This window comes from Pontibacter brevis (genome assembly GCF_054779655.1).
Map to the genome: position 1 here is coordinate 57,551 of NZ_BAAGXV010000084.1, position 26,992 is coordinate 84,542.

At 48.2% G+C, this 26,992-nt stretch carries 19 protein-coding genes and 1 pseudogene; 8 read left to right on the forward strand and 12 right to left on the reverse strand.

Going from position 1 to position 26,992, the window contains the following annotated elements; translation table 11 throughout:
• Window positions 1–102 precede the first annotated feature (102 nt).
• A complete protein-coding gene (locus ACYVB1_RS18080; RefSeq protein ID WP_460925204.1) occupies window positions 103–672 on the reverse strand; it encodes a C40 family peptidase in 570 nt (189 codons plus the stop codon).
• A 286-nt stretch (window positions 673–958) separates the two neighbouring features.
• On the opposite strand from ACYVB1_RS18080, the gene ACYVB1_RS18085 reads away from it, so the two are divergent.
• The 3 genes from ACYVB1_RS18085 (at window position 959) to ACYVB1_RS18095 (ending at window position 4,032) form a co-directional block, all read left to right on the forward strand.
• A complete protein-coding gene (locus ACYVB1_RS18085; protein ID WP_460925205.1) occupies window positions 959–1,381 on the forward strand; it encodes a hypothetical protein in 423 nt (140 codons plus the stop codon).
• A 93-nt stretch (window positions 1,382–1,474) separates the two neighbouring features.
• The gene (locus tag ACYVB1_RS18090) at window positions 1,475–3,283 is read left to right on the forward strand and encodes a M61 family metallopeptidase (RefSeq protein ID WP_460925206.1); all 1,809 of its coding nucleotides are present in this window, start codon (window positions 1,475–1,477) and stop codon (window positions 3,281–3,283) included.
• Window positions 3,284–3,801: 518 nt separating this feature from the next.
• Complete coding sequence (locus ACYVB1_RS18095; protein ID WP_460925207.1) at window positions 3,802–4,032, forward strand: hypothetical protein; 231 nt, start codon at window positions 3,802–3,804, stop codon at window positions 4,030–4,032.
• A gap of 32 nt (window positions 4,033–4,064) precedes the next feature.
• Here the strand turns inward: ACYVB1_RS18095 and ACYVB1_RS18100 are convergent, their stop codons facing one another.
• A complete protein-coding gene (locus tag ACYVB1_RS18100; protein ID WP_460925208.1) occupies window positions 4,065–5,489 on the reverse strand; it encodes a Glu/Leu/Phe/Val family dehydrogenase in 1,425 nt (474 codons plus the stop codon).
• A gap of 303 nt (window positions 5,490–5,792) precedes the next feature.
• Between ACYVB1_RS18100 and ACYVB1_RS18105 the strand changes: the two genes are divergently transcribed.
• Window positions 5,793–6,278, forward strand: coding sequence for a hypothetical protein (locus ACYVB1_RS18105; protein WP_460925209.1), 486 nt, complete (start codon window positions 5,793–5,795; stop codon window positions 6,276–6,278).
• Window positions 6,279–6,370: 92 nt separating this feature from the next.
• Here the strand turns inward: ACYVB1_RS18105 and ACYVB1_RS18110 are convergent, their stop codons facing one another.
• The 4 genes from ACYVB1_RS18110 to ACYVB1_RS18125 all read right to left on the reverse strand — a co-directional run bounded on the left by ACYVB1_RS18110 (window position 6,371) and on the right by ACYVB1_RS18125 (window position 12,208).
• Window positions 6,371–6,970, reverse strand: coding sequence for an FKBP-type peptidyl-prolyl cis-trans isomerase (locus ACYVB1_RS18110; protein ID WP_460925210.1), 600 nt, complete (start codon window positions 6,968–6,970; stop codon window positions 6,371–6,373).
• 547 nt (window positions 6,971–7,517) lie between these two features.
• On the reverse strand, window positions 7,518–7,670 hold the full coding sequence (locus ACYVB1_RS18115; protein WP_460925211.1) for a hypothetical protein: 153 nt from the start codon (window positions 7,668–7,670) through the stop codon (window positions 7,518–7,520).
• A 175-nt stretch (window positions 7,671–7,845) separates the two neighbouring features.
• Window positions 7,846–11,232: a methylmalonyl-CoA mutase family protein gene (locus ACYVB1_RS18120; protein WP_460925212.1), complete on the reverse strand. Its 3,387-nt coding sequence runs from the start codon at window positions 11,230–11,232 to the stop codon at window positions 7,846–7,848.
• A 265-nt stretch (window positions 11,233–11,497) separates the two neighbouring features.
• Window positions 11,498–12,208, reverse strand: coding sequence for a DUF4080 domain-containing protein (locus ACYVB1_RS18125; protein ID WP_460925213.1), 711 nt, complete (start codon window positions 12,206–12,208; stop codon window positions 11,498–11,500).
• 203 nt (window positions 12,209–12,411) lie between these two features.
• Here ACYVB1_RS18125 and lepA point away from each other — a divergent pair, with 203 nt between their 5' ends.
• The gene (gene lepA / locus ACYVB1_RS18130) at window positions 12,412–14,196 is read left to right on the forward strand and encodes a translation elongation factor 4 (protein ID WP_460925214.1); all 1,785 of its coding nucleotides are present in this window, start codon (window positions 12,412–12,414) and stop codon (window positions 14,194–14,196) included.
• A gap of 217 nt (window positions 14,197–14,413) precedes the next feature.
• Complete coding sequence (folD, locus tag ACYVB1_RS18135) at window positions 14,414–15,295, forward strand: bifunctional methylenetetrahydrofolate dehydrogenase/methenyltetrahydrofolate cyclohydrolase FolD (RefSeq protein ID WP_460925215.1); 882 nt, start codon at window positions 14,414–14,416, stop codon at window positions 15,293–15,295.
• Window positions 15,296–15,544: 249 nt separating this feature from the next.
• On the opposite strand, the gene thrA is transcribed toward folD, so the two are convergent.
• From thrA to ACYVB1_RS18155, 4 genes are all read right to left on the reverse strand, one after another.
• On the reverse strand, window positions 15,545–17,995 hold the full coding sequence (gene thrA / locus ACYVB1_RS18140) for a bifunctional aspartate kinase/homoserine dehydrogenase I (RefSeq protein WP_460925216.1): 2,451 nt from the start codon (window positions 17,993–17,995) through the stop codon (window positions 15,545–15,547).
• A 220-nt stretch (window positions 17,996–18,215) separates the two neighbouring features.
• Window positions 18,216–19,544: a threonine synthase gene (gene thrC, locus ACYVB1_RS18145; RefSeq protein ID WP_460925217.1), complete on the reverse strand. Its 1,329-nt coding sequence runs from the start codon at window positions 19,542–19,544 to the stop codon at window positions 18,216–18,218.
• Entirely contained in the window at window positions 19,541–20,500 is a 960-nt protein-coding gene (locus tag ACYVB1_RS18150) for a homoserine kinase (protein ID WP_460925218.1), read from the reverse strand. The genes thrC and ACYVB1_RS18150 overlap by 4 nt, the downstream gene beginning before the upstream one ends.
• A 15-nt stretch (window positions 20,501–20,515) precedes the next feature.
• Window positions 20,516–21,925, reverse strand: coding sequence for an aspartate kinase (locus ACYVB1_RS18155; protein ID WP_460925219.1), 1,410 nt, complete (start codon window positions 21,923–21,925; stop codon window positions 20,516–20,518).
• 543 nt (window positions 21,926–22,468) lie between these two features.
• Between ACYVB1_RS18155 and ACYVB1_RS18160 the strand changes: the two genes are divergently transcribed.
• Together ACYVB1_RS18160 and ACYVB1_RS18165 are read left to right on the forward strand one after the other, a co-directional pair.
• Window positions 22,469–23,050: a 7-carboxy-7-deazaguanine synthase QueE gene (locus tag ACYVB1_RS18160; RefSeq protein ID WP_460925224.1), complete on the forward strand. Its 582-nt coding sequence runs from the start codon at window positions 22,469–22,471 to the stop codon at window positions 23,048–23,050.
• 7 nt (window positions 23,051–23,057) lie between these two features.
• Window positions 23,058–24,986: an OmpA family protein gene (locus ACYVB1_RS18165; protein WP_460925220.1), complete on the forward strand. Its 1,929-nt coding sequence runs from the start codon at window positions 23,058–23,060 to the stop codon at window positions 24,984–24,986.
• A gap of 203 nt (window positions 24,987–25,189) precedes the next feature.
• On the opposite strand, the gene ACYVB1_RS18170 is transcribed toward ACYVB1_RS18165, so the two are convergent.
• Both ACYVB1_RS18170 and ACYVB1_RS18175 read right to left on the reverse strand, forming a co-directional pair.
• Window positions 25,190–26,476, reverse strand: a complete 1,287-nt coding sequence (locus ACYVB1_RS18170; protein WP_460925221.1) for a citrate synthase — start codon at window positions 26,474–26,476, stop codon at window positions 25,190–25,192.
• A 420-nt stretch (window positions 26,477–26,896) separates the two neighbouring features.
• Window positions 26,897–26,992, reverse strand: a pseudogene (locus tag ACYVB1_RS18175) (IS1 family transposase); the annotation flags it as partial.

Genomic DNA, 26,992 nt, shown 5'->3' on the forward strand with positions numbered 1-26,992 from the left:
GAATCTTTTTGATGTCTTTCGGCCTTCCTGGCGCGTCATGGTGTTGTGTACGTATAAAACGGCAAGTGTTTTATTTGCCTGGCCACGATAGGGGAGTTCCTGCTAAAGGATGCGCCGTATTTCCAGGAAGCGTCTGCTGTAGCCAGTTCCTTCCACTTTGCTTACTTTTACACCGCCCACTGAAGAAGAGTGCACGAACTCAATGTTATCCTCATCAGTGGAAATAATAATACCCACATGGCCGGGTTTGCGAACTTTTGGGTTCGTGCCTGTGAAGATAACCAGGTCACCTACTTTCGCTTCATCCCGGCTGACATGCTCCCCTTCGTTGGCCTGCAGGGCAGAGGAGTGAGGAACTGAAATATCAAATTTCTTGAAGACGTGGGTGATAAAGCCAGAGCAGTCAAAGCCTTTGGGACTAACGCCCGCCCATACATATGGAGTGCCTAGCAGGCTCATCGCGTAATTTATGAGTTTATGCCCGGTGTTTTCTCCGCCTTTTTCTCCTGGTGTAACTGCTGTTTTTTCTGTTAGGCCGGATGCAACCATGTTAGGTGCAATCGGGGTCTCTGCTAACGTGGCGGAAGAACTGATTGCTTCTGAGGAAGGTGATTGCTGAGGTTCTGCACCCGCCAATAGCAGGAACAGCATTAGCGACATCATACTTTTCATAAGAGCAAATTCTTTGGTGTGATTCATAGTATGGAATTACCATGCCAATCTCCGGTCAAAATTAAACAAATATTACCACGATTGTAACTTCATAATACTCTGGTAATATGAATTGCAGTAATATATGCTTTTTAATATGTTGTTTACCAGCTGATACGGTTCATTTACACTTTGTTTTTTGCTGTCTACTTATAAACTGATTTTCTTGAAACATTTTGAGATTGTTATATTAATTTGTATAGAGAAAATGATATTTTTGTAAAGGATGTGTAAAAATTGATGAGCGATGGTAGTATATAGCACGGATTCTTTGGAGGTTACTTTTGATGAGGCCCAGGGCAGGCTTCACCTGCAGTGTTTTGGGAACTTCAAGTCCAGGGAGTTTAGAGACAGTCTTCTGGCAGCCCTCCAGTTTGCTGAAGAATACCATGTAAAGCAGTGGTTGCTGGATTACCGTGCTATAGGTGCGCTTGATGAAGAGGAGGAGACCTGGCTGCATACGCATCTTTTTCCCCGTATTATGATGACAATGGGCACAGATAATTATGTGGCCATCGTTTTATCAGACAGATGCTACCAGGCATTGCTGGATGAGGCCGGACTGTTTGGCCTGCAAAGTTTTAATTCTTTTATCATTATAAACACGTTCTCACATACTGCTGATGCCGCTGCCTGGCTCAATTCCAGCATGATTTCACATGCCTCCTGAGGCTGCACAAGGGGTTTATAGCATGGGGTGATTTTGATAAGCACGGTATTTGTTGTAAAATGCCAAAGCTTGAACTAAATCCCTGACATAAACATGCTCAAACAAAACCGCTTTAAATTATCTTTCCTACTATTAGCTGCTATTACTTTATGTAATACAGCAGCTGCGCTTGCCGCAGAATTGCGCTATACCTTATCCATGCCCCAGCCACACACGCACTACTTCGAGGTAGAGGCGGAACTGTCGGGGGCTAAGAAAAATTATGTGGATTTTACCCTTCCCGTTTGGGCGCCGGGTTCTTATCTGGTGCGTGAGTTCGCTAAGAATGTAGAAAGCTTCGAGGCCACCGATAAAGCAGGAAAGGCCTTGCGCTCAGAAAAAATAGATAAAAACACCTGGCGCGTATACAGCAACCGAGCGGATGTGGTGCGTGCAAAGTACGATGTGTATGCTTACGAACTAAGTGTTCGGACCAGCTACCTTGATGCCTCCCACGGTTATGTGAATGGTACAAGCGTTTTCATGTATCCGGAAGGGTATGAAAACCTTAGCGGTACTCTTGTTGTGAAGCCTTATCAGGGATGGAATAAAGTTTCCACAGGGCTTAAAAGCACAGGAAAGTTTACCTACACTTTCCCGAACTACGATATCCTGGCTGATTCCCCGCTCGAGATAGGAAACCATGAGGTATATACCTTCACTGCTGCTGGTGTGCCCCATGAGGTGGCCATGTACGGCGAAGGCAATTATGTGCCTGATCGCCTGATGGCGGACATGAAGAAAATTGTGGAAGAAGCCGTAACAGTGATAGGGGAGTTGCCTGTGGAACGTTACGTGTTCATTGTCCATAACCTGAACCGTGGTGGGGGTGGCTTAGAGCACCTGAACTCTACTACACTTCAAACCTCCCGCTGGAACTATGGCACCGAGGCTGGCTACAATGGCTTCCTGAGCCTTGTGGCGCATGAGTATTTCCACCTCTGGAACGTGAAGCGCCTGCGTCCGTTGGCGCTCGGACCATTTAACTACAACCAGGAGAATTATACTGACTTGCTCTGGGTATCTGAAGGTATCACCAGCTTTTACGACGATTTGATTGTGCGCCGTGCAGGGTTCACTACTCCGCAGCGCTATCTCGATGTAGTGGCGGGAAGCATTACATCCGTGGAGAACACCCCGGGAAACAAGATACAGACAGTAGCAGAAGCAAGCTTCGATGCCTGGATTAAATACTACCGTCGCAATGAGAATTCAAACAATGCGGAGGTTTCGTATTATACCAAGGGTGGTGTGCTGGGTCAGCTACTGAACATGGAGATAATGGAAGCTACTAACGGGGACAAGAGCCTGGACGATGTAATGCGTTATATGTATAAACGCTATTACAAGCAGCTTAACCGTGGCTTTAAAGAGGCAGAGTTCAAAGAAGCGCTGGAGAAGGTATCCGGACGTAACATGGATGCTTTTTTCCGCAACTACGTGAACGGCACAGCCACACCAGATTATAACGAATACTTTGACGCTGCTGGTTTACGCCTTGTTAACATGAACGAGGGCAGTAACCTGCCTAGTTGGGGAGCCACTACCGCTGTTTCAGACGGGAAGGTAACAGTGCGCGGCGTAAACCGCGGCAGCAGTGCCTATGAAGGCGGCCTAAATGTAGATGATGAGATTATAGCTGTAAACGGTTACCGTGTAGGTAATGACTTAGATCGCTATGTAGGCGGCCTGCGTGTCGGAGATACAGCGGAAGTGCTGATTACGCGCGACGGGCAGCTACAGACACTACGAATCCCGATGCTGAAAGACGAAAGCGTGCGTTATCGCTTTGAGCGTTTACCAAACCCTACGAATGTGCAGCAGAAGATTTTCAACAAATGGCTGGAAGTTAACCAAAGCTAATTTGTATCCTTCTTTCGTAAAGCACCAAAGCGGTGAGTAGAGGCATAGAGCTTCTCTCACCGCTTTTTTTATGCATTACGCAAAGAATTCTATCAAAGCACACTTTATGGAGTAAGCTTCAGGAGAATGAGTAAGAAAGCGAAGCCAAGGCAACATGGTAAAATAGAACCAGAAAAAACAGTGCATTTCAGGAACAGGAACAAAGCTGACCTGATTGGCGTTATCACATATATATTAAAGTTTGCATATTGTAATATGGCTATGTAGATTTCGGAATCATTAACCTGAATTGTAGTATTATAATGGTAATATTTGAGACACCATGCGTTGAGGTTTCATACGTGTTTGATGTTAGCTGTTTATTTATCAAATGGTTAGTTAAGCCTGACTATGCTTCGTTTGTGGAAGCACATAGTGCAGCTTTACAATTTTCCATAGATAACCCGGTTGTGCAGTCATATTGTACAGATCTTACTTCCATTGGTTCCCTCACCAGAGAGCAGGAAGCCTGGCTGAGTATGGAATATTACCAAAAATCGTACAATCAGCTTAAAAGAGATTTTTTTGTGGCTGTCATTTTCTCAGAGGAGCATTTTAAAGCCGTTGTTACTAATTACCAGACTCCCTCCGCTTTGTTGCCACATCCTTACGTGTACTTCAACTACTTCACTGAAAAAGAGGAGGCACTGCACTGGCTATGGAGCATAAAAGAAGGCCAGGACTCAGCGTTTATTTCCACTGTTTCCTGACCTTCAGTACTGATTCTTACTGTTATCTTAACTCATGGGAAAATACCCAGAGATTCATAGCTCACACCAATCTTCTCAATAGCCGTCAGAAACGCAGCTGTTCGTAGATCCTGAATATTCTTCTGTTGCATAACATCCCGAATCTCGTGGTAGGCATTGATCATGGTATCTTCCAGGCCGGAGCGTACGAGGCTGATCTCATCTGAGCCCTGAGACAGGAAAGCCCGTTCTTTCGCCGACATGCTCTTACCTGAGGAAGCTTCAATGGCATTCACTAAACGAAGGTAGCTGGCTTCTTCAGCGCGTTTTCCCATACGTCCGAAACGCACGTTCGAGAGGTTCTTCAGCCACTCAAAATAAGATACCGTTACACCGCCAGCATTGATGTACAAATCCGGAATGATGATAATGCCATTCTTTATCAGGATATCTTCCGCCTCCCGTGTAACAGGACCGTTGGCACCCTCCGCCACTATTTTAGCTTTAATCCTGCCGGCATTGCCGCTATGAATAACGTTTTCAAGTGCCGCCGGAATCAGAATGTCACATTCTGTCTCCAACAGCTCCGCTGAGTCGTTAATGTTCTTGCAATCTTTGAAGTTAAGGATAGAACCATGCTCACTTCTGTGCCGGAATGCTTCCTGTACATCAATTCCATTTTCATTGTAGATTCCGCCTTCACGCTCTGCTATCCCCACAATCACACCGCCATCCTGCTGGCAGAAGTAAGCAGCATGGTAGCCAACGTTACCCAAGCCCTGCACAATAATGCGCTTGCCTTCCATAGCGCTACCCCCTAGTCCTTTTCCTTTCAGCAGTTCTGTGTCGTTCAAGGTCTCCCGGATGCCATAGTAAACCCCCAGGCCCGTTGCCTCGGCACGCCCCCTGATACCTCCCTGGCCTACAGGCTTACCTGTCACGCAGCCCAGGGCACTTGTCTCCCCGTATTTAAAAGTCTGGTAGGTGTCTGCAATCCAGGCCATTTCACGGCTACCCGTACCATAATCCGGTGCCGGTACGTCTATACCCGGGCCAATCAGGTTCTTCTTTATCAGCTCGGTTGCATAACGCCTGGTAACACTTTCAAGTGTTTTAACAGAGCTGGTGCGCGGGTTTATTTTAACGCCTCCTTTAGCTCCTCCAAAAGGAACGTCCACTACGGCGCATTTAAAAGTCATGAGGGTGGCCAGGGCTATCACCTCGTCCTCATCTACCTGCATACTGTAGCGGATACCTCCTTTAGATGGTAGCTTGTGGTGACTGTGCTGCACACGTATGCCCTCTATCACTTCTATTTTACCCTCAATCTCTACAGGAAAGGATACTTTGTAAACACTGTTGGGGGCTTTAATTTGCGCCAGAATGCCGGGGCTAAGCCGTGAGTAGCTTGCTGCGTGATCAAAAAACTGGTGTACACTATCTAAGAACTTTTTGCCTTCGTTAGGGTCGTTTGCCATACAAGTATATCTATTTTAGATGTTGCTCTGATGGATTTAAGAACGGTTCTCAGGCGGATTTGTTCTCTTTGCTTCCCCTGTGGCCTGTCCTGGCATAAAATGCTTGCCCTTGAACTGCTGCAAAACTACCAGCAGCTAAGTATTATTAATATTAAATAAAAGGTATATTTAATTTTCTTGCTTCAGATTATTTTAAATCGCAACTTTGTAAGAATAAATATAAGAAAATCGGTAGATGAACCGTTGCTCTATTGACACAACTTATTTTCTACATTGTTTGCTGACACAAGATCTTTCATATCAATGTTCTTAAAAGAAACTTCCCCTGCTTATACCTTCAAGGAGCTGCTTCGAGCTTCCGGAAGTAGTACTGCTTCTAATGTCATAGAGGTATTCTATGATGCTGAGCAATGTGTGCTTGTTGTGAATTGGGAAGGAGAGCCTGGTTCTGATGAAGTCCGGAAGGTCTATAACGACGTAATGGAGGAAGTGCGCAGACTGAAGCCAAGGAAGCTGCTGCTGGATCTTCATAAAAGGGGCATGATAAGGCGCCTGGATCAGCGGTGGGTTTTTTCCACCTTTTTTCCGCAGGTGCTCCGCACTGTCGGTGATAATGTGTTTGTGGCAATCGTGTTGCCTGTAACGCTTTATTGTGGACTGGTGGGGGAGATGAGTGGAGATGAGCTGATGCATGAGAATAACTTCCTTATCATACACCATGCTTTGTACCGTGAAGAGGCTTACCGTTGGCTGAATGGCATGGATGTGTCAGGCATAGGGCTGGAGTAACCGGAACAATAAACCTGTCATAAATAAAGAAGCCCTGGTAAGACATAGTGTCCTGCCAGGGCTTCTTTATTTATGATAAGTCATATCCTTCGCTATTTTACGGAAAGCAGCTCTACGTCGAATATAAGGGTCGAGTTCGGACCAATTGCGTCGCCTGCACCCTGTGCACCGTATGCCAGGTTAGAAGGTATGAAGAGTCTCCACTTTGAACCTTCTTTCATAAGCTGTAGTGCTTCTGTCCAGCCGGCAATTACGCCGTTAACCGGGAAGGTGGCTGGCTGGTTGCGCTCATAACTGGAGTCAAACACAGTGCCATCGATGAGGGTGCCGTGATAGTGTGTGGTAACTGTATCGGAGGCAGAAGGGGATTTACCAGTTCCTTCCTGCAGCACCTGGTACTGTAGTCCGCTTGGCAGTGTTTTAACACCTTCGTTGTTTTTATTCTCAGCTAAGAAGGCCTCACCCGCCTGCTTGTTCTCTGAGCCTGCGGCGTTCTGCTTTTGCGCCATCTCCTGCTGCAGGGCCATCATAGCCTGCTGCACTTCCTCCTGAGACAAAGTTGAAGGCTTACCGCTTAGTACTTCCTGCATCCCTTTTACAAAAGGATCTGATTCAATATCAATGCCTTGCTTCTTCAGGTTAGTAGCCATGTCGCGGCCAATAATGTAGCTGATTTTTTCCTTTAAATTCATAGTATGTTGTTATGCACGCGCTGTGCTTTTAAAATTATTTATACCGCTTGGCAGCGGCAATGTTACAAAGCTAGGCATTTTGATCTGAAATGAAAGAATGGCGCAGCCTCTGCCCCGTTGCTGGCAGTCAGAATAAGGCAGGCGTAAAGCCAGGGTGCGGCAGGCTGGAAAAAAAATGACCCTTTCTTCCAGAAGAGAGGGCCACTTTTGGTGGTGAAATAAGTTCTGCTAAAGATATAAGTGGTAATCTTCCTCAGGGGCTTCGAAGCGTAAGCTGGTTGGCTGTAACCAGTTTTTCATGATAAGGCTGACAGTAGTGCCAATCAGAAAGAGCGAGGATAGTGTGGTAATTCTTTTCATTTTGCGTGCCGAATAACAGGATGAGACAGTGTTTCTTTGTGATATTAACGTATCAGTATATAATTAAGTTCTACTTTTAAGTTAAGAAACTGTAAATATTTTGTGATTACCCACTCACCTGTTGAAATAACGATAACAGAAGCGTAAAACTACGTTAATTTACTTTCTCGCCTGTTGGTTTGTCAGCCTAGCTGTACTCATTTTCGTCCTCATCAGACATGTCAATCTCGTAAGGCATATCCTGGAAGCTTTTTGTAAGTAAAACACAAGCAGCAGTGCCTAATAGGAGGATGGTTGTGCCAACCAGGAGAAGGGGTGAAATCGTTCTGAATCGTGCCATAGTGATGTAATGATGTGGGGTTGATGCTATTTCCTGTTTTTCGTTCTCAGATTAACTGATGTCATCTAAGGTAATGAAAACACTTTAACAGAAAGAGAGCCGGAAAGTTTATCTCCGGCTCTCTTTCACAAGTATAAAAAATGTGGTGTATGTGAACGCAGCTGCTGCGCTTGTTTTACATGTTCCTGCGGTATTGGCCGCCTACTTCAAACAGGGCATTCGTTATCTGGCCCAGGGAACAGAACTTCACTGTTTCCATCATCTCTTCAAAGATGTTGCCGTTGTTGATGGCCACCTGCTGAAGACGTTTCAGCATCTCTACGGACTTACCGGCATTTCGCTCCTGAAGCTGCTGTACCATGCTAATCTGGTATTTCTTTTCTTCCTCTGTAGCACGAATCACCTCTGTCGGTATAACAGTAGGGGAGCCCTGAGAAGACAGGAAAGTATTAACCCCAATGATAGGGTATTCGCCTGTGTGCTTCAGTGTTTCGTAATACAGGCTTTCCTCCTGAATCTTGCCGCGCTGGTACATGGTTTCCATAGCGCCCAACACACCACCGCGTTCCGTGATGCGGTCAAACTCTGCCAGTACAGCCTCCTCGACTAAATCCGTCAGCTCTTCGATAATGAAGGAACCCTGCAGCGGGTTTTCATTTTTAGCCAAACCTAACTCCCTGTTAATGATGAGTTGAATCGCCATGGCACGGCGCACAGAAGCCTCTGTAGGCGTTGTAATCGCTTCGTCGTAGGCGTTGGTGTGCAGAGAGTTACAGTTGTCGTAAATGGCGTACAGTGCCTGTAGCGTGGTTCGGATGTCGTTGAAGTCGATTTCCTGTGCGTGCAGCGACCGGCCCGATGTCTGGATGTGGTATTTCAACATCTGTGAGCGGGGGTTAGCGTTATACTTCATCTTCATCGCCTTGGCCCATATACGGCGTGCCACACGCCCGATCACCGCATATTCAGGGTCAATGCCGTTGGAGAAGAAGAAGCTCAGGTTCGGCGCAAACTGGTTGATGTCCATTCCACGGCTCACGTAGTACTCTACAAACGTAAAGCCATTGGCCAGTGTGAAGGCCAGTTGCGATATGGGGTTGGCACCGGCCTCCGCAATGTGATAGCCCGAGATAGAAACCGAATAGAAGTTACGCACGCTCTTGTCAATGAAGTACTGCTGCACGTCGCCCATCAGGCGCAGCGAGAACTCCGTGGAAAAGATACAGGTGTTCTGAGCCTGGTCTTCCTTCAGGATATCCGCCTGTACGGTGCCGCGCACTGAAGCCAGCGTGCGCTCCTTTATCTGGCTGTACACATCCGCCGGCAGCACCTGGTCACCGGTTACGCCCAGCAGCTTCAGCCCTAAGCCGTTATTGCCTTCCGGTAGCTTGCCCTGGTAGCGCGGACGCTCAGAACCTTTATCTTTATAGATGGCTTCTATCTTCTCGTTTACCTCTTCTTCCAGGCCATTTTCTTTGATATACAGTTCGCACTGCTGGTCGATGGCGGCATTCATGAAGAAGCCTGTCAGGATAGCCGCCGGACCGTTGATGGTCATGGACACCGACGTCATCGGGTCTGCGAGGTTGAAGCCGGAATAAAGCTTCTTGGCATCATCAAGGCAGCAGATGCTCACGCCGGAGTTACCGATTTTGCCGTAAATGTCTGGTCTGTAATCCGGGTCTTCACCGTACAGTGTTACCGAGTCAAATGCGGTAGAAAGTCGCTTCGCTGGTAAACCAAGGCTCACATAGTGAAAACGGCGGTTCGTACGCTCTGGTCCGCCTTCGCCGGCAAACATACGGGTAGGGTCCTCGCCTTCGCGCTTGAACGGGAATACACCAGCCGTGTAAGGAAATTCACCGGGTACGTTTTCCTGCAGGTTCCACTTCAGCAAATCTCCCCAGGCCTCATACTTTGGCGTGGCTACTTTCGGTATTTGCAGGTGAGAGAGCGATTCGGTGTGCGTCTTTATCCTGATTTCCTTGTCGCGCACCTTAAATACAAAGAATTCATTTTTGTACGCCTGAATTTTCTCTTTCCAGTTCTCCAGTATCTTCTTGTTCTGCCCATCCAGGTTCAGCTCTATCTCTGTGTAAGCCTGCTCCAGTTGCTTTACCAGACGGTCTTTGTCTTCCACCTCGATGCTTTGAACGGCTTCTATGGATTTTTTGATTCCGTACAGCTTCTGAGCTATCTCCGCCTGGTCTTTACTCCATTTGTCGTAGTTGCGGATGGTTTCGGAAATTTCAGATAGGTAGCGGGTGCGGGCAGGAGGGATAATAAACACCTTCTCTGACATTTCCTTTGATGTCTGTAGGTTGGAATGTAGTTCTACTCCTGATTTCTCCGCTATTTTAGCAATCACAGCCCGGTACAGTTGGTTCATGCCGGGGTCATTGAATTGTGAGGCGATGGTGCCGAATACCGGAATGTCTTCGTCTTTCACATCCCACAGCTGGTGGTTGCGCTTATACTGTTTCTTTACATCGCGCAGGGCGTCCAATGCGCCACGCTTGTCGAACTTATTTAACGCAATGACATCAGCAAAATCCAGCATGTCGATTTTCTCGAGCTGTGTGGCGGCGCCATATTCTGGCGTCATCACATAGAGGCTGGCATCAGAATGCTCAATAATTTCTGTGTCAGACTGGCCTATGCCGGATGTCTCCAGTATGATGAGGTCGAAGTCAGCGGCTTTTACAATATCAACGGCATCCTGCACATACTTACTCAGGGCCAGGTTGCTTTGGCGGGTGGCCAGCGAACGCATGTACACTCTGTCGTTAGAGATAGAGTTCATCCGGATCCGGTCACCTAAGAGTGCGCCACCTGTCTTGCGTTTGGAAGGATCCACGGAGATGATCGCGATTTTCTTGTCAGGGAAATCCATCAGGAAGCGGCGCACCAGTTCATCTACCAAAGATGACTTACCTGCACCGCCTGTACCTGTTATACCTAAAACAGGGGTTTTTACTTCTTTTGCCTGCTCCTTTACCTCATTTAGGATGCCACGCGCTTCTTCCGGGAAATTCTCAGCGGCGGAAATCAGGCGGGCAATGGCTTTGGGGTCTTTCTCGCGCAGGTGCTTTGCTTCTCCGTTCAGGTCTTTGCCGGTAGGGAAGTCACACTTCTGCAACATGTCGTTGATCATACCCTGCAGGCCCATAGAGCGGCCATCGTCGGGGGAGTAGATGCGGGTGATGCCATAGGCATGCAGTTCCTCTATCTCGTCTGGCAGAATAACGCCGCCGCCGCCACCGAACAACCGGATATGGCTGCTGCCACGCTCCTGCAGCAGGTCGTACATGTATTTAAAATACTCTATGTGCCCACCCTGGTAGGAGGTGATGGCAATGGCCTGAGCGTCTTCCTGGATGGCACAATCTACTATCTCCTGCACGGAGCGGTTGTGGCCCAGGTGGATCACCTCGGCTCCTGAGGCCTGTATGATGCGACGCATGATGTTAATGGAGGCATCGTGGCCATCGAAGAGAGAGGCGGCTGTAACCACACGGATGTGGTTTACAGGCTTATAAGGTTCTACGGTCGTAACTTGCATATATACTTGAACAAGATTTCTTCTTATTTAATGCAAATGTAGGCTTTTTCTGGCAGAATTGCTGCCTAAAGCCTATCATGTGGTGCTGTAAAGGATGTACTCACTTACTGCTTTTGCAGTGGCTTTTGTGCGCTTTGCATGGAAGCAGGGAAGAATTTGCGGTATAACAGGATTCATCTGGAAGAGTAGGAATGGTGAGCGCCAGCACCCTTGGGCCGGCGCTGCTACAACATCAGGTGACGCTATAAATACCAATGGCGTAGCCTTACCCTAAACCTGCTTCCTTTGCCAGTGAAACCAGGTCTGCCACATTATTGGTGCCGAGTTTGTGTTGTATGTTTTTTCGGTGGGTACTGACGGTGTTGGTGCTGATAAACAGTTGTTTGGCAATGTCTTTGGTGCTATACCCCTTGCACACCAAAGTCAGCACCTCAAGTTCTCTCTTCCGAAGACTGTTGATGAGAAGCTTGTATTTAAGCCTGAGGTTTTCTTTAAGCGCCTCTGCCAGCTGCTTGTCTGTGTTCATCTGCGGACTTAAATCTACATCCACACACAGGAGCTCTTTTACCTGTCCCTCATCATCTTTGCTATATGCCTTGGCCCAGCCCATAAACCATTTGTAGTATTCCGAATCCTTATGCCTGGCCCTGAAGATGCCTCCAAATTCAGCCCCGGCAAAATGTTCATAGTGGTTGATACTGTCCTCAGGTACATTATGGTCTTCAGGATGTACTATTTTATAGAGGTATTCTTTCCCGCCCATTTCCCTGATTTCATCCAGCGTATAGCCAAGGGATTCCTCATTTGTTTTGTTACACCAAAGCACCCCTTTTTCCAGACTTGAAATATAAATGTTGGCTGGAACCTCGTGAACGACTCTTTCCAGGAAAGCAACTTTTTCACGTAGAGCGGATAGTTCAGATTTCAGCTCGTCAGGTTGTTGGTTCGATGGCTTTGAAATTTGTGTCTCAGGCATGTGCAAAAATATGTAGTCGCGTTATTGTACTGATATTTCCTAGAAAGGGTGTTGTTCCGGGTTTAAAAATTACAATTTTATCTATAACAACCAAATGGCTGCAGCTACTGCCTCCAGTATAAAGGCTGAATTTTGTAACTGGAGTGTTAAAATTCACTTTTGACAGGAATATTCTTTAACTTTGTATTCCGTATAATTACTACATGAAGAACATCCGTAATTTCTGCATCATTGCCCACATCGACCACGGTAAGAGCACCCTGGCCGACCGCTTACTGGAGTACACCCAAACGGTTGCGGAGCGTGAAATGCAAAACCAGCTACTAGATAACATGGACCTGGAGCGTGAGCGTGGTATTACCATTAAGAGCCATGCCATCCAGATGAATTACCATTACAAAGGCGAGGACTATGTACTCAACCTGATTGACACCCCTGGGCACGTGGACTTTTCCTATGAGGTTTCCCGTTCTATAGCGGCCTGCGAAGGCGCTTTGCTGATCGTTGACTCCTCTCAGGGTATAGAGGCGCAGACAATCTCTAACTTATACCTGGCCATTGGCAATGATCTGGAAATTATTCCGGTACTGAACAAAATTGACCTGCCGCACGCAATGCCGGAGGAAGTTTCGGACCAGGTAATTGAACTGATCGGCTGCGATAAAGAAGACATCATCCTGGCTTCCGGTAAAGCAGGTATTGGCATCGAGGATATTCTGAATGCCATCTGCGACCGCATTCCGGCCCCGAAAGGAGACCCTGCGGCACCGCTACAGGCCTTGATCTTCGACTCTGTTTTTAATTCTTACAGAGGTATTGAAGTATATTTCAGAATATTCAACGGCACCCTGAAGAAAGGGGAGAAGGTAAAATTCATTAACACCGGCAAAACATACGAAGCGGATGAAATTGGGGTTCTGAAACTGAACCAGGAGTCGCGCAATGAGATGGCTGCCGGTAATGTAGGCTATCTTATCTCGGGTATCAAAAATGCCAAAGAGGTAAAAGTAGGGGATACGATTACGCACGTTGACCGCCCGGCTAAAGGCATTCAGGGGTTTGAAGATGTGAAGCCGATGGTGTTCGCCGGTATTTACCCGGTAGAAACCAGTGAGTACGAAGAACTGCGTTCCTCAATGGAGAAGCTGCAGCTGAACGATGCTTCCCTGGTCTGGGAGCCAGAGACATCTGCTGCCCTTGGTTTCGGTTTCCGTTGCGGTTTCCTGGGTATGCTCCACATGGAGATTGTGCAGGAACGCCTCGAGCGTGAGTTCGACATGACGGTGATTACGACCGTGCCGTCGGTGCAGTTTCATGCCTACACAACCAAAGAACAGATGGTGAAGGTAAACGCACCTTCCGAAATGCCGGAGCCTAACTACATCGACCACATTGAGGAGCCGTTCATTAAAGCCCAGATCATTTCCAAGTCAGAGTATGTGGGGCCTATCATCACGCTGTGTATGGACAAGCGCGGGATTCTGAAGAACCAGACGTACCTGACCAGCGATCGCGTGGAACTGACGTTCGAGATGCCACTAGCTGAGATTGTCTTTGACTTCTTCGATAAGCTAAAAACTATTTCCCGCGGCTATGCCTCCCTCGACTATGAACTGATCGGCTTCCGGGCCTCTAACATGGTGAAGCTGGATGTGATGCTGAACGGGGAGAAGGTAGATGCGCTGAGTGCCATCGTACACCGCGACAAAGCCTATGACTGGGGCAAGCGCCTGTGCGAGAAGCTGCGTGAGTTGCTGCCGCGCCAGATGTTTGAGATTGCGATTCAGGCTGCTATCGGTCAGAAAATCATCGCCCGCGAAACCGTAAAAGCACTGCGCAAAAACGTATTGGCCAAGTGCTACGGCGGCGATATCTCCCGTAAGCGTAAACTCCTCGAAAAACAGAAGAAAGGTAAGAAACGCATGCGCCAGGTGGGCAACGTGGAAATTCCGCAGGAAGCTTTCCTTGCCGTGCTGAAACTCGACTAATAACTAAACAGCCCCGACGTGCACCCACGCGTCGGGGCTTGTTTGTTATAGGGCTTTGTGGTGCAGCAACAGAAGAAAAAGAAGAGCCTTTTGTTTCTTAGCTTTAACTTTTGTCAGTAAGTAAACCTACGGCCCTTGTTGTTGGTGATAACACCAACAATGGCAGATAGATACATTCACATCTTTTGATTCCTAATTTATAACGCATCATTGAACTATGACCCTGCTCGACGGTAAAAAAACATCCGAAGCCATACAAAATGAAATAGCTGCCGAAGTAACTGAAATAAAAGCCAAGGGAGGCAAAACGCCACACCTGGCGGCTATACTTGTCGGAAACGACGGCGGCTCTGTTACCTACGTAAATAATAAAGTGCTGGCCTGCGAGCGTGTAGGCTTCGAGTCTTCCCTGTTTCATTATGAAGACACCATTTCTGAAGAGGAATTGCTTCTGAAAATAAAAGAGCTAAACCTCTCTGAAGAGATTGATGGCTTTATCGTGCAGTTACCATTGCCAAAGCACATCGACCCTGAGAAAGTACTGCAGGCGATTGATCCGGTAAAAGACGTAGACGGCTTCCATCCCATTAACGTGGGCCGTATGGTGGCTGGTCTGCCTGCCTACCTGCCTGCCACACCAGCTGGTATCCTGCAGTTACTGGAGCGTTATGAAATCGAAACCAGTGGCAAGCACTGCGTGGTGATTGGCCGAAGCAACATTGTAGGTTCGCCCATGAGCATCCTGATGGCGAAGAGCGCGTACCCGGGTAACTGTACCGTTACCCTCTGTCACAGCCGCACCAAAGACCTGCCATCGTTTACCCGCCAGGCAGATATTATCATTGCAGCCATTGGTAAGCCGGAGTTCGTTACTGCTGATATGGTGAAAGAAGGTGTGGTAGTGATTGATGTAGGAACAACCCGCGTGCCGGATGCTTCCCGTAAATCAGGTTTCAGATTGAAAGGCGACGTTAAATTCGAGGAGGTAGCACCCAAGAGCAGCTTCATCACACCAGTACCTGGTGGAGTAGGTCCACTCACAATCGCCATGCTGCTGAAGAACACACTAAAAGCCGCAAAGAAAGAGGTTGACGCTTAAGATTGTAAAAGAAGTGAAGCAATAGAATAGTCCCAGCGGGACGATCTGTTGATAGCCTCTTTCCTTTTAACACCTATAGCTCCTCTGGAGCTATAGGAAGGTTGACTTTGATTTCAATCAACAGGTCGTCCCGTTGGGACTGGAAAAAGACCCGGTGTGGTCCCGCTACTTGTTCCGTTTATAAGATAAAAGCAGAAGGCCCTTTGGTTATATAACCAAAGGGCCTTCTGCTTTTGATACCAAAGCCTGTTAATGGCTCCCCACATTTACAATATCTGCGAACACTCCTGCAGCGGTAACCTCGGCTCCGGCACCAGGGCCTTTCACCACCATAGGCCGTTCTCTGTAGCGGTCGGTGGTGAAGGAAATGATGTTGTCGCTGCCGGAGAGGGTGTAGAAGGGATGGCTTTCATCTACCATCTGGAGCGAGATTTTTACCTGTCCGTTTTCCAGTGAACCAATGTAGCGCAGCACTTTACCGCTCTTTTCTGCTTTTTCCTTCAGCTCTACAAAGTAATCTTCTGCTGCTTTCAGTTCTGCATAGAATTCTGGTACGCTGGCAGCCTGGAGGCAGGAGGGAGGCAGTATGTTTTCTATCTGAACATCGCTTGCCTCGAGCGGGTAGCCAGCGTCACGCGCCAGGATGAGCATCTTCCGCATAAAGTCAAGACCGCTTAAATCATCGCGCGGGTCTGGTTCTGTAAAACCTTTTTCCTGCGCCAGTTTCACCACATCGTGGAAAGAAGCGTTACCTTTAAAATTGTTGAATATAAAGGAAATGGTTCCGGACAGAATAGCCTCTATTCGCAACACCCTGTCGCCGCTCATCATCAGGTCTTTAAGCGTCCTTACAATAGGAAGTCCAGCTCCTACATTTGTTTCATAGTAGAAGTCTACCCCATGCTGTAGGGCGGTGTCTTTAAAGGTTTTATATTGCTGATAATCAGCGGAATTCCCTATTTTGTTGCACGTGACGATGGAGATGTTGGAACGGAATACATCTTCGTAGAAGCTGATAGGAGCAGGGCTGGCCGTATTATCAGCCAGTACACAGTTCGGCAGGTTCATCTGCTGCATGCGTTTCACAAACTCCTGCAGGTCGGCTGGCTCACCGGCCGTCTCCAGCACCTGCTGCCAGTTTTCCAGTGATATTCCGTCTGCATCGAACACCATGCTGCGGGAGTTGCTCACTCCCATCAGTTTTACCTGTATGCCGTTGTGCTGCTGCAGGTAAGCATGATGTTCCTGCAGCTGCCGAAAAAGGGTAGTACTGATGTTTCCCGTGCCCAGGCAGAACACGTGCAGCGTTTTCTTTAATTCTGTGAAGAAGGCATCGTGTACGGTATTAAGTGCTTTCCGCAGGTCTTCTTTGGAGATGATGACAGAGATATTATACTCTGATGAGCCCTGTGCAATGGCCCGGACATTGATACCGTTCCGGCCCAGGGCATGAAACAATTTGCCGGATATCCCCGGAGTTTGTCTCATGTTCTCGCCTACAATCGCCAGTACAGACAAATCCTGCTCTATCATCGGCTTTTCCAGTTTCTCCGCCTGCAGCTCCAGCTCAAACTCCTGTTCTATGAGCTGCTTTGCTTTCACGGCATCAGCCGGATTAACAGCAAACGTAATGCTATGTTCAGAGGAGGCCTGCGTAATCAGGATGATGTTTATCTGCTCCCGCGCCAGCAGGGAGAACAAGCGCCCACTGTAGCCGGCTTTTCCCACCATTCCGCTGCCCTGCAGGTTAATGATGCTGGTGTCGTTAACAGAAGAGATACCCTTTATATTGGAAGTTGATTTCTGGGAGTCATGCTTTATAACCGTTCCCGGAAAGGAGGGATTGGTGATGTTTCGGATCACAATCGGGATTCTCTTCAGGAACGCAGGCGTCATGGAAGGCGGATAGATCACTCTTGCCCCAAAATATGAAAGCTCCATGGCCTCGGTATAAGACAGCTCCGTCAGGGGGATAGCCTTTTTGACCATTTTAGGGTCGGCCGTCATCATGCCATTCACATCCGTCCATATCTGTATTTCAGAGCAGTTGAGGGCGGCACCTATCAGGGCGGCTGTGTAGTCGCTTCCGCCGCGTCCCAGGGTAGTAACCTGGCCGTGGTTGTCGCTGGCTATAAAGCCTGTTACAAAAAGTAAATGGTCAGCATATTCGTTGTAGAAACTACGGATCAACTGGTTTGTTAAGTCGGTCTGTACCCGGGCGTGGCCGAAGCTGCTATCTGTTTTGATAAGAGAAGCGGCATCTACAAACAAAGCCTTGGATAAATGAAGCTCAGCAACCTTGCTAACCAGGTAGGTGGCACAGCGCTCGCCATAGGAAAGAACCAGATCACGGGTTTTCGGGGTTAGTTCGCGCAGGCTTTGAATATGCTGCAGCAAGCGCCTTAGCTCTGTAAAATAGACATCCAGTTGTGCTACAACAGACTCCTCTAATTGCTGCCCCACCAACAGTTCTTTTGCTACTGCTATATGGCGATGCTCCAGCTCATCGAGCTGCGCACTGTAATTCTGGCCTGCAGCCGCAGCATCTGCCAACCCGTTCAGGGCATTGGTTACGCCGCTCATGGCAGACAGAACAACAACTGGTTTTTCTCTTTTTGATTCTTCTGCGAGTGTATTTAATAAAGTGAGGATGTTTTGAACAGATCCGACAGTTGTTCCCCCAAATTTCAGGACTTTCATGGTATGGATGGTATGGTTTTGGGCTTTTCTCTACTAAGAAAGAAAGCGTCATTTTCTTCTATATGATTTTGAGCTGCTGGCACTTCTCTGTTGCTGAAAAAAACCTGCCCCTGCCCCCTAAGAGGGGAATTCCACAAATGAGGAAAAATTCCCATCCACGGAGGGGCTTGGGTCTGGTTAGTGCTAAACTAACCGGCAGCTCACAAGCAGCGGGCTATCTTCAACCCTGCGTCTGCAGCTTATGCTGCTCTTGAAGCAGTGCGGCAAACTGGCTGTAATCGTTCCCGATGCAGCCTGACTGCTTGGGTTTGTTCAGGAAAGCCTGTAGCTGTTCCGGCAGCTGAATGTCAGAACCCAGAATGTCGTCTATGCTTCCTTTGAACTTGGCCGGATGGGCAGTCTCCAGGAAAATACCATCTGTTTCAAGCGCAGGGAGGTACTGCTTCAGGCTCAGGTAAGCAATGGCCCCGTGCGGGTCCAGGAGGTAATGGTGTTCTTTGTTCACTTGCTCAATCGCCTCTTTGATAGGAGCATCATCGGTCCAGTAGCCTTTTAGCACCTGCTTCAGGGCTTCGTAGTCGTTGCCGAACATCTCCTGTATTCTCGGGAAATTGTTTGGACTGCCTACATCCATGGCATTCGCAATGGTGGCTACAGAAGGTGCCGGCGTATACTCCCCGGACTCCAGGTAGGCAGGCACTACTTTGTTTCTGTTGGTGGCTGCGATGAAATGGCGTACCGGCAGGCCCATTTGCCTGGCAATAACACCCGCTGCCAGGTTGCCGAAGTTTCCGCTTGGTACTGCAAAGGTGGCGCCAGCAGGATCTTTTTCAGGATGCCGTCTGCGCCATTGCCCCCAAGCATGGAAGTAGTATACCATCTGTGGTAACCAGCGGGCCACGTTAATAGAATTAGCAGAAGACAGGTTCATTTCGCCTGCCAGTGCCTCGTCTGAGAAAGCCTGCTTCACCAGTTGCTGGCAGTCATCAAAAGTGCCTTCCACGGCAACAGCTTTGATGTTCTGCCCCAACGTGGTGAATTGCATCTCCTGTATCTCGCTCACGCCCCCTTTTGGGTACAGAATCACCACCTCGATGTTATCTACACCCAGAAACCCGTTGGCCACGGCACTGCCGGTGTCGCCGGAAGTGGCAACCAGCACCGTCACCGGTTTATCCGGCTCGGCAAAGGCCTGTAAACAGCGCGACATAAAACGGGCTCCTACATCTTTAAAGGCGCAGGTCGGCCCATGAAACAGCTCCAGCGCAAAAACACCCTGCTCTACCTGTACCAACGGGATAGGGAAAGTAAACACCTCCTCACAAATAGCCCGCAGGGCATCAGGGCTGATATCCGGTGCTGTATAGTGTTTCAGAACCTCGAATGCAATCGCTGGCAGGGCCATGTCTGGCAATGCTTCAAAGAAGGAGGCAGGTAAAACCGGAACTTGCTCAGGAAAAAACAGGCCTTTGTCCTGGGGCAGTCCTTTGATTACAGCCTCCTTAAAACTCATTTTAGGGGAGGTACGATTGGTGCTATAGTATTTCATGCTTGTGCGTGTAAAGATGGTTGCTGTATGACCCGGGCCCCTTGTTCAGGCACCTGCGTAACATAAGTGTTCAAGTGTATGCCGCTTGAGGCATATACCTGCTCAATGGCTTGTTTAACCTCTCTGGCCTTTTCCTCCGTGGAGGACAAGGCGAAAATAGACGGGCCCGAGCCGGAGATGCCGGCTCCCAATGCGCCCGCATCCAGTGCTGCTTGCTTTGCCTGCTTGAAGAGGGGAATAAGAAATGCCCGTTCCGGTTCAAATATCTCATCGTGCAGGCTGCGGCTGATCAGGCTGTAGTCGCCTTTCAGCAGGCCCGCCATCAGGGCAGCTAAGTTGCCCCATTGCCTGATGCCTTTTTGCAGCGGGATTTCCTTTTTAAGGATGCTCCTGGCGAGGGAGGTTTTCAGCTCTACCAGTGGGTGTACACAGGTGCAGTACAGTTCTACAGGCACACCCAGCGGAATAATATCTAGTGGGTCATAGCTCCTTACCAACACAAAGCCACCCAATAAAGATGGCGCCACATTATCAGCATGGGCAGAACCGGAGGCTACCCGTTCTCCTTCCATGGCATACACCACGAGCTCTTCTGTTTTAAATGGCCTCCCCAGCAACTCGTTTACGGCATAAGCCGCGGCTGCCGAACTGGCGGCGCTGCTACCCAGTCCACTGCCTACTGGCATGCCCTTGCGTAGCTGAAGGTCAACACCAAAAGGCGCTTCAACGTCAGCGAGCATTTTCTGTGCTACTACGCCTATTACGTTTTCTTCCGGGCTAAAAGAGAGGCCACTGATACCTTCAATGGCAGAGATGGTGACACCGGGCTTCTCTGTTTTACGGGCCCATACTTCATCACCGGGTTGGTCAAGGGCGAAACCCAGCACATCAAAACCGCAGCATACATTGGCAACGGTGGCTGGTGCAAAGACCTTTACATAGTCTGAATCATTCATATCTGAAATGCACCTTTAGGCCAGTGCTTCGGCCTGTTTTTCTGTTTTAGCTAAAAAGAAACTATCGTGCAGGAGGTTTACGGCTTTAACAGCGTCATCACCCCGTACCACAATGGAGATATTACGCTCTGTTGCCCCCTGCGCAATGGCTCGTATGTTAATGTTGTGGCTGCCCAGTATCGAAAACATGGTTCCGGCAATGCCTGGCTGCTGTATCATACCGTTGCCTACAATCGCCACGATACTCATCTGCGGCTCTAAGCTAACCGGGTCCACATCATTCACCTCAATGTCATGCGCAAACTCTTTTGTTAAGGCTTCGAGGGCAGGCTGTCCTTCCTGGTCGGCCATGGCAATGGTAATGCTTTGCTCCGACGAAGACTGTGTGATAAAGTAGATGTTGATGTTGCGCGTGGCTACTGCCTTGAACATGCGCATGGCAATACCCGGAACACCCACCATGCCGCTGCCACTAAGGGTGATAAGGGCTATGTTGTCGATGCATGAAACTCCTTTGATACTGTTTTGCCCCGAAGCAGGAGAAGCGGTTATCAGAGTGCCCTTATGAGAAGGGTTGAAGGTATTCTTCAGCATCAGGGGGATTTCGGCTGCCACCAGTGGCGCAATGGTTGGCGGGTAAAGCACCTTTGCTCCAAAATAAGCCAGTTCCATCGCCTCTTTATAGCTCAGCTCCTTAATAGAATGGGCTGCCTTCACTTTGCGTGGATCTGCTGTATACATCCCATCCACATCAGACCATATTTCCAGCCTTTCTGCATCCAGGGCCGCTGCATAGATGGAGGCCGTGTAATCTGAACCACCTCTGCCCAGAACGGATGTTTTGCCTGTTTCAGTGCGCGAGATAAAGCCAGGGGCTATCACCAGCGGAACATCAGCCATACGTGCTTTGATGAGGGCGTAGGTTTTCTTCTGGTCTACTTTTGCATTCAGGAAATTATTGTCTGTTACAATGTAGTCCCGGCTATCAATCAGTGTGTTCGGTAAATCGTGGTGGTTGAAAGCGACAGAAATTACAGACGATGACAGCAATTCGCCATAAGACATAATCCTTGCCTTGATGCCATCGCTCAGCTCATCCAGCAGAAAAACGCCCTGGCAGATATCTTCCAGTTCCCGGAGGAGGAGCTTCACCTTTCCTTTGATATCAATCTGATAGCTGAAGGGCACCAGCTGTTCAATAGCCTCCATGTGTTTTGTCTCCAGCTGCTGGATCACCTCATGATAGGAGGCGTCGTGCTGTGCCGCTTTCTGATAACAGGACACCAGCATGTCCGTGACACCGGACATGGCCGACACCACCACCACCATGTTACGGGGATAAGCTTTTTCTTTTAGGACCGTGGCTATCTGCATGATAGCCTGGGCGTTTGCCACCGAAGTGCCGCCGAATTTTAAAACCAGCATAAGAGGGTTGTTTATGAGATACTAAAATAGGAGAATTGCCTGCCAGGAGGCTGATGCCGCAATTAAAGCGGAATCTATGAACGGGACGATATGTATTGCAGAACCCCATAAGGGGTTGTAATAATCGTAGCGGTAATAGAAGAGAAAGAAATGGGCGCGGCAAAGCCATCCAGTAGAATGGACAGCGAAGAAAGTGATATTTTATTTGCCTGCTTCATTGCTTATGATGCTCCAAAGTAGTGCCTGTTTTAGACAAATGCTAATTTTCTTCAACTTTTATTGTCAGCTGCATAAAATATAGTGCAAAAACTGCTGGTCTGGTATTAATGTGGAACGGAAGCAGCCGCTACACTTGTTTGTTTTTTAGCTAAATTGCAGGTTCTGTGCGGTTGCAGGCAAGCAGCTGCACAATAAATAAGCATACAACAGGGCAGCCCATCTAAGTGGTGCTGCCGCAGCAATAAAAGATTGGAATCAACAACAAAAGCATACAAAACAGCCTCTATCCACACGGTGCCTAAAGATGGCAGCGCACTTCCTTTAATGGAGGCTTTTTATACCATACAGGGCGAGGGTGCCAATACCGGTACTGCCGCTTATTTTATACGATTAGGGGGCTGCGATGTAGGCTGCCACTGGTGTGATGTAAAGGAGTCGTGGGATGCGGAGCAACACCCGCTTACGAATGTAGGAGATATTGTGGAGATGGCAGATGCTTATCCGGGAAAGGCCGTGGTGATAACGGGCGGTGAGCCTTTGCTTTACAACCTGCAGCCTTTAACGGCACAGTTGCAGGAGCGGGGTATCCAAACGCTGATTGAAACGTCCGGCGCATACCCAATCAGTGGAAGCTGGAACTGGGTGTGCCTTTCGCCTAAAAAGTTCAAGGCCCCTGATGCAACAGTGTATCCTTTTGCAGATGAACTAAAAGTTATTATCTTTAACAGAAGCGATTTTAAGTGGGCCGAGGAACACGCCGCACTGGTAGGGGAAAACTGTAAGTTGTACCTGCAGCCGGAGTGGAGTAAGGCTAGTAACATCATGCCGCTGATAGTAGAGTACGTCAAGGAAAATCCGAAATGGCGTGTTTCGCTACAAACGCATAAATACATGGATATCCCTTAATCACCTTATGTATAAACCTCTGCTTGCAGCCTTGCTCCTGATGGTGGGCACTGCCACCGCCAGTTTAGCACAAAATCAGAAACTGAGTACTAACTCTTCTAAGGCGGAGCGTTTATATGAGAGGGCCAATGATTATGCCCGGGCACGTGACTTCAACCGTGCCTTAGATGCTTTATCGCAAGCAATAGACAAAGACCCTAACTTTGTGGAGGCCTATATCAGGGCTGCGAACCTGAACAAGATGATGGGCAATAAAGTAGCGGTCTATAACCTTCTGCAAAAAGGCCTGCAACTTGCCCCTTATACCCCTGCCTACGGGGGATACTACTTTGACCTGGCCGATCTTCAGTTTGAGCGAGGGGAGTATGAGGCTGCCAGACAGAACTATGAAGCTTTCCTGAAGTCGAAGCCAAGGAACCCGAAACTGGTGACATGGGCACAAAGCCAGGTGAAAACGGCAGAATTTGCCATGCAGGCTATCCAGCAGCCAATTAAGTTCGACCCGGTTGAAATGCCTGGTAACCTGAACCGGTTTGGCCTGCAGTATTTTCCCTATACCACTGCCGATCAGCGCTATTTTATTTACACTGCCCGCGCCAGCTCACGGCCTGATCACGATGAGAATATTTTCATCAGCGAGCGGGTAGACAGGGAGTGGCAGGATCCGGTTCCTATTTCCAATGCCATCAACTCGCATGCCAACGAAGGAGCCGCCACTATCTCCGGCGATGGAAAATCGCTTGTGTTTACGTCCTGCAACCGCCCTGACAGCCAGGGTGACTGCGACCTGTACATCTCCTTCAGGACCGGGGAGGAGTGGAGCAAGCCCAGAAACATGGGCAAGACCGTTAACTCCAGAGCATGGGATTCGCAGCCGAGCCTTTCTGCCGACGGCCGCACCCTCTACTTTTCATCCACGCGAAGCGGGGGAGTTGGCAAGGAAGACATCTGGGTGTCTCACCTGAACGAAGATGGTTCATGGCAACAGCCTGTAAACTTGGGACCTACTGTTAATTCTACTGGCCGGGACATGGCGCCCTCTATCCATACCAGTGGCTCTACCCTGTATTTTGTAAGCGACGGGCATTTAGGTATGGGAGGTCTGGATATCTTTAAAACAACAAGAGAGAAAAACAAAAAGTGGTCGGAACCCCAGAACCTGGGGTATCCCCTCAATACACATGCCGATGAGGGTTCCCTCTTTATTACACCTGATAATGCCGTAGGTTACTACTCAAGGCAGGTGAACACGGATGCCGGAGCTGCCTCCATACAACTCTACCGCTTTGATGTGCCGGCAGCCTGGCGCAGCCGTGAGAACAGCACCTATGCGCAAGGCCGGGTGTTCGATAAGACAACAAAAAAGCCTCTTAGCGCCCAGGTGCAGCTGTATGACGTGGAAAATGATTCGCTGGTACAGCAGGTAAGCTCTGATAGAGTGAACGGCGAATATACGGTAGTGCTGACAGAAGGAAAGCAATATGCCCTTTATGTAAGCGCACCGGACTACCTGATGAGTAGCCTGAGTTTTGATTATACTTCCCCGAAATCTTTGTCGCCGGTGGCACTGGATGTATACCTGGAACCAATAAAGGCAGGTGCTGCCGTTGTGCTGAATAACCTGTTCTTCGATACTGGAAAATATAACCTGGAGCGAAAATCAAAAACAGAGCTTAACAGGCTTATCCGGTTCCTGCGGCAAAACGAAAAGGTGAAGATGGAGATAGCGGGCCACACGGATGATGTAGGCTCTGACAGGGATAACCAGGTACTTTCAGAGAAGAGAGCAAAAGCGGTTGTAGATTACCTCAGCAGCAACGGCATCAGTAAAGACCGCCTCCGCTACAAAGGCTACGGTGAAACCAAACCGGTACAACCTAACACCTCCGAAGAAAACCGCCAGCTAAACCGCCGCATCGAGATGCGGGTGCTGTAAGTTTCGTTGTTCGTTATTCTTTTTTCGTTGTTCGAGAGTATGTATAACTCCCTCTCATTTTGTCATCTTGAACGATTGTGAGAGAACTGAAATATTTCGAGGCAATGAAATAAACCAGATTTCTCACTGCGTTCGAAATGACATCATATAAAAAAAAAAGGCTGGTCGTTAGATCAGCCTTTTTTTTTATATGATGATGTATACTATCTGTTTTCTACAGAAACATAGTCACGCTCCGTTTCACCAACATAGACCTGGCGAGGACGGCCAATTGGCTCTTTGTTCTCACGCATTTCTTTCCACTGAGCAATCCATCCTGGCAGGCGGCCAAGGGCAAACATCACAGTAAACATGTTCGTTGGTATACCAAGGGCACGGTAAATAATGCCAGAGTAGAAGTCAACGTTCGGGTAAAGCTTACGCTCCACGAAGTAAGAGTCGTTCAGGGCAGCTTCTTCCAGTTCTTTTGCGATGTCCAGTACAGGGTCTTTCACTCCAAGTGCAGACAACACATCATCAGCTGATTTCTTGATGATTTTAGCGCGTGGGTCAAAGTTCTTGTACACACGGTGTCCGAATCCCATCAGGCGGAACGGATCATCTTTGTCTTTCGCCTTCTCGATGAATTTCTTCGAGTCGCCGCCGTCCGCTTTTATCGCTTCCAACATCTCAATAACGGCCTGGTTTGCACCACCGTGCAGCGGTCCCCACAGGGCGCTGATACCGGCAGACACAGAAGAGTAAAGGCTGGCATGGGCAGACCCAACCAGACGTACTGTAGACGTAGAGCAGTTTTGCTCGTGGTCAGCATGCAGGATAAGAAGCTTGTTCAGGGCGTCTACTACTACCGGGTCAACCTCATAAGCTTCGGTAGGGTAGGCAAACATCATGTTCAGGAAGTTAGAGCCATAGTCCAGCTTGTTTTTCGGATAGACAACCGGATGGCCGATAGAATTCTTGTATGACCAGGCCGCAATGGTAGGCATTTTCGCCATCAGGCGGATAATGGATAAGTCCATCTCGTCCTGCGTCTGGTTAGACTTTAGTGACTCCGGATAGAAGGCTGTAAGCGAACTCACCAAAGCAGAAAGAATGCCCATAGGGTGCGCTGTAGATGGAAAGCCATCCAGAATCTTGCGCATGTCTTCATTTACAAGCGTATGGCGTCTGATTCTGTCGCTGAAATCATTAAGCTCCTGTGCTGTAGGAAGAGAGCCGTAGATAAGCAGGTAAGCTACTTCGATAAAGTTAGATTTTTCCGCAAGCTGCTCAATGGGATAGCCTCTATAGCGAAGGATGCCTTTTTCACCATCCAGAAAGGTGATAGCACTGGAGGTGGCTCCTGTGTTCTTGTATCCAGGATCTAAGGTAATATGGCCTGACTGCGCGCGTAAAGATGAAATGTCAAGGGCTTTTTCATCTTCAGTACCCACCACAATCGGCATTTGATAGGATTTACCTTCTAAAATAATTTCAGCAATTTCTGACATGTTTTATTTTGGTTATATGTCCGTGTTGTATCACTAATAAAGCGAAATTAACGAAAAATGTTCTAAAATGAAATCTGATTGGATCTATAATATCTAAAGTCAGTAATGTATTAATACAGCATTACTGATCACCTTTGTATTAACGGCTAAACAAAAAAATGTTTGCCGCAATCAGCACCCCTTGCGTAAAGTAGTTTTGCCCGCTACACAGCAAACCAGAGATTTAACTAATGTAAGGAAAAATGAAACAGGTACTAGTGACAGCAGTATGAAATGTTTTATCTATTTATTTATCAACCGAAAACAACTGTCTGTTAAAGGTGTGCTTTGAGGAGGAAAGAAGGTGTTGGTTGTTGATAATGAAGAAGATAAGGCAGGTGTTTTGCAGGGCATGCTTATGTAAAACAAAAAGGTTGTGGTCTAGAATGTATGATGGTTTCGGTAATAGAATATTAGCTTCATGGCGTTGTAGTGATTCTGCTCTTTTTTAGAGAAGCAGGCTGTTTTTCTGACCAA

What these genes read in the sequence shown, in the direction of transcription:
- thrC (WP_460925217.1), bottom strand. Translation starts at nt 19,544, where the DNA reads ATGAAATACTATAGCACCAATCGTACCTCCCCTAAAATGAGTTTTAAG.
- ACYVB1_RS18080 (WP_460925204.1), bottom strand. Translation starts at nt 672, where the DNA reads ATGAAAAGTATGATGTCGCTAATGCTGTTCCTGCTATTGGCGGGTGCA.
- ACYVB1_RS18125 (WP_460925213.1), bottom strand. Translation starts at nt 12,208, where the DNA reads ATGCCTGAGACACAAATTTCAAAGCCATCGAACCAACAACCTGACGAG.
- ACYVB1_RS18085 (WP_460925205.1), top strand. Translation starts at nt 959, where the DNA reads ATGGTAGTATATAGCACGGATTCTTTGGAGGTTACTTTTGATGAGGCC.
- ACYVB1_RS18110 (WP_460925210.1), bottom strand. Translation starts at nt 6,970, where the DNA reads ATGAATTTAAAGGAAAAAATCAGCTACATTATTGGCCGCGACATGGCT.
- ACYVB1_RS18155 (WP_460925219.1), bottom strand. Translation starts at nt 21,925, where the DNA reads ATGCTGGTTTTAAAATTCGGCGGCACTTCGGTGGCAAACGCCCAGGCT.
- ACYVB1_RS18115 (WP_460925211.1), bottom strand. Translation starts at nt 7,670, where the DNA reads ATGGCACGATTCAGAACGATTTCACCCCTTCTCCTGGTTGGCACAACC.
- ACYVB1_RS18150 (WP_460925218.1), bottom strand. Translation starts at nt 20,500, where the DNA reads ATGAATGATTCAGACTATGTAAAGGTCTTTGCACCAGCCACCGTTGCC.
- ACYVB1_RS18160 (WP_460925224.1), top strand. Translation starts at nt 22,469, where the DNA reads ATGGAGGCTTTTTATACCATACAGGGCGAGGGTGCCAATACCGGTACT.
- ACYVB1_RS18090 (WP_460925206.1), top strand. Translation starts at nt 1,475, where the DNA reads ATGCTCAAACAAAACCGCTTTAAATTATCTTTCCTACTATTAGCTGCT.
- ACYVB1_RS18095 (WP_460925207.1), top strand. Translation starts at nt 3,802, where the DNA reads ATGGAATATTACCAAAAATCGTACAATCAGCTTAAAAGAGATTTTTTT.
- ACYVB1_RS18120 (WP_460925212.1), bottom strand. Translation starts at nt 11,232, where the DNA reads ATGCAAGTTACGACCGTAGAACCTTATAAGCCTGTAAACCACATCCGT.
- ACYVB1_RS18165 (WP_460925220.1), top strand. Translation starts at nt 23,058, where the DNA reads ATGTATAAACCTCTGCTTGCAGCCTTGCTCCTGATGGTGGGCACTGCC.
- thrA (WP_460925216.1), bottom strand. Translation starts at nt 17,995, where the DNA reads ATGAAAGTCCTGAAATTTGGGGGAACAACTGTCGGATCTGTTCAAAAC.
- ACYVB1_RS18105 (WP_460925209.1), top strand. Translation starts at nt 5,793, where the DNA reads ATGTTCTTAAAAGAAACTTCCCCTGCTTATACCTTCAAGGAGCTGCTT.
- folD (WP_460925215.1), top strand. Translation starts at nt 14,414, where the DNA reads ATGACCCTGCTCGACGGTAAAAAAACATCCGAAGCCATACAAAATGAA.
- ACYVB1_RS18170 (WP_460925221.1), bottom strand. Translation starts at nt 26,476, where the DNA reads ATGTCAGAAATTGCTGAAATTATTTTAGAAGGTAAATCCTATCAAATG.
- ACYVB1_RS18100 (WP_460925208.1), bottom strand. Translation starts at nt 5,489, where the DNA reads ATGGCAAACGACCCTAACGAAGGCAAAAAGTTCTTAGATAGTGTACAC.
- lepA (WP_460925214.1), top strand. Translation starts at nt 12,412, where the DNA reads ATGAAGAACATCCGTAATTTCTGCATCATTGCCCACATCGACCACGGT.